The following is a 3,776-nucleotide window of genomic DNA, read 5'->3' as shown; positions in this document are numbered from 1 at the left end:
AGATTTGTAGCCTAGATCTTCAGCTGCCACTTCCAGATAAGAATCCAATACCATGGCATCCAGATCCTTTTTAAGTAGTAGTTTTTTAAGCTGTTCTATTTCCTTTTGCAAGGCTTTAATTCGAGATATTTCGTCTTTTGTTTCCACTTTTACTCTGGTGTTCATTAAGTCTTTACGATTGTACTTTTTAATCCACTCATTTACGGTTGTAGGTGCGATAGAGTAGAGTTTACATAGTTCACTCTTTGTGTGTTTTCCGGTTGTAAGTTCGGCTAAAATTTTCAGTTTAAAAGGTTCACTGTAACGTCTAATTACTTTGTCATTTCTATACATAATGTTTAAAATTATGTAGCCTTTATTCAGGACGGGTCATAATTATTGCCAACGTGTTTGTATATGGTTTGTTGCGTGGTTTAGCAACTAAGTTAACAAATAAAAACCGAATAGAAAATCAGCGAGGATTTTCGTAAGTAGGCGAGAACTAGCAATTACTTATAGTCATTGTTGTGCTTAGTATTTTTAGTACATCATTCTAATTCTTATTGGAATCGAAATCTTTGCTTTAACTCTTTCATTATCCAATTTTCCGCTTATCCAGTTGTCATTATTTTCGGTTAAAAAGTCTTTTATTACTTTCCAAAGTTCTTCATTTTCCTCTTTTCCCGAATATTCTATGTTTTCAACACTACCTTCATTTGTTACAAAGAAGGTCAATGTTTCATCAATATTTATTGTTGTTCTACCAGTCGAATTTATCTCAAAAGGTGATTTTTTCATAATCCGTCTATATAAATCTTTTGTAAAGATTTGGAGTCCACCTATCCGAGTTGGAGGGCAATTCAATCTTTTAGTTTCTAAAACTCCGTTTAGTTCAACTTCGAAAGTTTTGTCAGTATTACATTCAGAGTTTGACACAAATTCATTTTTATCAAAGTCAAATTCTTGTATTAAGTTTCCTTCTGAGTCAAAGTATTTCCATTTTCCAATTTTTTTATCATTTTGATAATTCCCTTGCATTCTAATTTGACTTCCTGATTGGTCATATCTTTCAGTCCAAAGCCCTTCTCGTTTTCCATTAATATAATTACCTGTTATTACATTTCTAAAAGGTGGCGTATATGAAGTTGTTTTGTATTCTCCGTGTTTTGTTACTCCATCCGATTTTAAAACATAAAATTTAGCTTTTCCATAACCAGCATTTTCTTTTACTTTTATTGTTTTTTGGGCGAAAATAAAGGTCGATGTTAAAAGCAGAAGTAATAGTATTTTATTTTTCATAATTTTTATCAATATTAAGCACAACGGTCTCGGCTATGAGTAGTTGCGTGGGTTAGCACTTAACTTTGCAAGTACGCACCAAACTGAAAATCCGCGAGGATTTTCAGAAGAAGACGAGAACAAGCAATTACTTATAGCCATTGTTGGCATTTCGTTATTTTATTTCGTACTTAATTTTCATTTTGTTCCATTTTTCTGAAAGTTTTGGATTTAACTTTTCATAAATATCGTTATCAAGTATAATTCCACCCCAAGAAAGAGTCGATTCATATTCGATAACGTTAATAAGGATTTCTGGCTTTTTAGATTTTCTTTTTTTCTTGTTCTTTAAATCTTGGAATAGTCTTCTGTAATTTTCATAAACCTTGTTTATTCTGTTTACGAAGATGGTTAGTTTTAATGCTTGATAAAGAAGTAAAAGAGGAAGTGATAGTTGAAAAAGCATAACAAATACATTATTAAAGCCAGCAATAGAAATACCAAGAAATAAAAACCCTATAATTATGTTTTTTATCCAGATTGATTTCACCATCCTTTTTGAAATGTTGTAAGTGAATAAAGAATTTTCAAATCCATTTACTGCCATTTTATAAACACCTTTTTCTATATCATCATTTGTGAAATATTCGGTTGAATTTTCTTCTGAAAAAGACGTTTCAAATGAATTGTCGATAAAATCATACCTCTTTTGTATACTTGCTTCATAAAAAATATGCTGAATTGTAAATTCAAGAATTGCATAACCAAGAATAAAAAAAGAATTAAAAGAGTTTAGAAAATCACTTATGTAGCTCCAATCTTTATTTATTGATTGTATTATAAAAGCTACGATTAAAATGATTGTTGAAGTATACAATGTATAGTTTGCATATTTATCATATGTTCTTGCATTGTCAAATGAATTCTTGAATGGAATTTTCATAATTATTAATGTTATTCATACTTTGGGAAAGAATCCCCAAATATCTCTCTCCACTTATTTATAGCTTTCTCTTGGTTACTTTCTTTAGTTTCAGCATTGTATGCTTCGTAACCTGTTTTGTAGGCATCTGAAGCTTTGGTTGCAATTTTAGTTTTTTCGTCAAATGTTAAATTATTTAATTCGCCTTGAAATCCTTTTGGGTCTTGATAGGACTGATAAATAGCTGTTTGCAAATGATGCCAAAAATTTATAAGATTTACATCTATATAAGTTGATATTTCAGATTTACTATTAAAGAAATCCAATATTAGGTTTTCAAAAAAATAAGAAGAAATTGTAGGCATATTTGGTCTTTTATTCCAATATTTCAAAGTTCTTATAATTTGAAGAATTTTACTGTTATGTTTTTGATTGATTTCATTAACTCTTTTTTGGTCAATTCTTGGGTCAGTAGCTTTCCAACCTCCAGAACCATCAGGAATTAAATAATAATTAGTATCTGTATGTAGAGCAGGAACAATATCGAAATTCCATTCGTAGGAATCCAATTGAAGCGTAGCTGCTTCTTGTCTTCTATGTATTTCAGCTTTTTTATAGTGTTCTATTTGATTTAAAGAGTTTACTATTTTGTTTACTACTTTAATTGAATTTAATGTATAATCATCATTACATAATTTTCGTAAATTCTTTGCTGATTCGGGCACGTTTAAAGAATAATTCTGACCATATATATGAGTTGAATAAGTTGTTCCATCTGCTGAAAAAGTTAATAATAAGTCGACATCATCTAATGGTAAAATTTTTGTGTTTCGAGCAAAAGAGCCGAACTTTAAACTCATATTATCAAACAGTTTAGGGAAGTCATCAATTTTATTTGGCAAATTTACCAGTTGATTAATTAACCAATCACGACTACTACGAGCCTTAGTAGTTCTATCCGAAACTAAATTCACATAGTCTTTATTAAATTCTGCAAATGCAGTTCCTACGGTTTTTGCCATATTCTACGGTTTGTTATAATGAATGCCAACGGCTGGTATAAGAATAGTTGCGGTTTTGCACGCGAGGAATTTCCGCAGGAAATTCAGAAGTAGCAAAAGCGCAACGACCCTTGGTTAGGCACTAAAATAGCGATTATTTTTATACATTGTTGTGTACAGTGCATAATTGCTTTTTTTCTCCGTACTGGTTGTCGGTCCGACGTTATGTTAAGTTTCGGGTTTTCAAGTTCCTGTTTACGCACAGTTTGTCAATCCGATTTTTAGAGATCTGCGAGTTCAATTCCGTTGTTGTTTTTAAAATCCGGAGTGAGCTTTGAATAGGATTTATGCGGCTGGAGGCATTGTACACAACGGCTCCGTATATGAAAAGTAGCGCTGAAAATAAGCTGTTACTTTTCGGATTAAACGCAAGCCGAATTTTTAAATTTTACTATTTATCTTTTTATTTGGAAATCGTCAAATTTAAAAATTTGGCGACTTTCCAAAAATGCCCAAACCTTTGTGTTAGCAATGACTTGCGCTATTTTTTATATACAATGTTGCCAGTAGTTTTATCCGCCTTGTTGCTGTTGCTG

4 protein-coding genes are annotated in these 3,776 nt (G+C 31.2%); all 4 read right to left on the bottom strand.

Translation table 11 applies throughout. From position 1 onward, the window contains the following. Positions 1–333 (bottom strand): transposase (locus tag ACI5KZ_RS13715; RefSeq protein WP_406847941.1); only part of this gene is annotated, 333 nt, incomplete at its 3' end. 186 nt (positions 334–519) lie between these two features. After that, positions 520–1,278, bottom strand: coding sequence for a toxin-antitoxin system YwqK family antitoxin (locus ACI5KZ_RS13710; RefSeq protein ID WP_406847940.1), 759 nt, complete (start codon positions 1,276–1,278; stop codon positions 520–522). 154 nt (positions 1,279–1,432) lie between these two features. Further along, on the bottom strand, positions 1,433–2,200 hold the full coding sequence (locus ACI5KZ_RS13705; RefSeq protein ID WP_406847939.1) for a hypothetical protein: 768 nt from the start codon (positions 2,198–2,200) through the stop codon (positions 1,433–1,435). Between the two features lie 11 nt (positions 2,201–2,211). Continuing rightward, entirely contained in the window at positions 2,212–3,201 is a 990-nt protein-coding gene (locus ACI5KZ_RS13700) for an SMODS domain-containing nucleotidyltransferase (protein ID WP_406847938.1), read from the bottom strand. Between the last annotated feature and the right edge of the window lie 575 nt (positions 3,202–3,776).

Source organism: Xanthomarina sp. GH4-25 (assembly GCF_045363175.1).
GTDB lineage: Bacteria > Bacteroidota > Bacteroidia > Flavobacteriales > Flavobacteriaceae > Xanthomarina.
The sequence above is the reverse complement of the archived record's forward strand: the minus strand, read 5'-3'. Positions and strand labels throughout refer to the sequence as shown.

Bases quoted from the DNA above. Each gene is read 5' to 3' on its own strand.
- ACI5KZ_RS13710 (WP_406847940.1), bottom strand. From the start codon at position 1,278: ATGAAAAATAAAATACTATTACTTCTGCTTTTAACATCGACCTTTATT.
- ACI5KZ_RS13705 (WP_406847939.1), bottom strand. From the start codon at position 2,200: ATGAAAATTCCATTCAAGAATTCATTTGACAATGCAAGAACATATGAT.
- ACI5KZ_RS13700 (WP_406847938.1), bottom strand. From the start codon at position 3,201: ATGGCAAAAACCGTAGGAACTGCATTTGCAGAATTTAATAAAGACTAT.